This is a genomic window from Actinoallomurus acaciae (assembly GCF_042429965.1).
Taxonomy (GTDB): domain Bacteria; phylum Actinomycetota; class Actinomycetes; order Streptosporangiales; family Streptosporangiaceae; genus Actinoallomurus; species Actinoallomurus acaciae.
This window is the reverse complement of sequence record NZ_JBHLZP010000376.1, coordinates 8,107-8,557: the sequence shown is the minus strand read 5'-3', so window position 1 is coordinate 8,557 and position 451 is coordinate 8,107. Positions and strand designations below refer to the sequence as shown.

General features: G+C 76.7%; 1 protein-coding gene. It reads left to right on the top strand.

The genetic code is table 11. From position 1 onward, the window contains the following. Window positions 1-290 (top strand): glycerol-3-phosphate dehydrogenase C-terminal domain-containing protein (locus tag ACFFNX_RS35040; protein ID WP_378210217.1); only part of this gene is annotated, 290 nt, incomplete at its 5' end. Between the last annotated feature and the right edge of the window lie 161 nt (window positions 291-451).

Here is a 451-nt window from a genome sequence, read left to right as displayed (position 1 = left end):
CGGCGGACCTGGCCCGGCTGGTCGCGCCGGTCCACCTGGTCCACCGGTACGGCACGGAGGCCCGCGACGTCATGGCCCTGGCCGCCGAGGACCCGTCGCTGCTGGAGCCGGTGGCACCGGGCTCGGCGACGATCGCGGCCGAACTGGCCTGGGCGGTCCGGCACGAGGGCGCGCTGGACGAGGGCGACCTGCTCGACCGCCGCACCCGCGTCGGTCTGGTCGCCGCCGAGCGCGAGGCGGCCCTCCCCGCAGCCCGCCGCGCCCTCGGCCGCGCGACGCTGCCGCTCTGAGAACATCCCCATCGCGCCCAGCCGGGAAGTGCGCGACCACAGGCGGAGCGGCCAGATCATTCCGCCGGGAGTTCTAAGCTGACCCGAGGCCCTGGCCGTCCGACTCGCGCGGGAGGACGAGTGAACCCCCACCTGCCCCGGCAGAACGCACGCACCCGCGG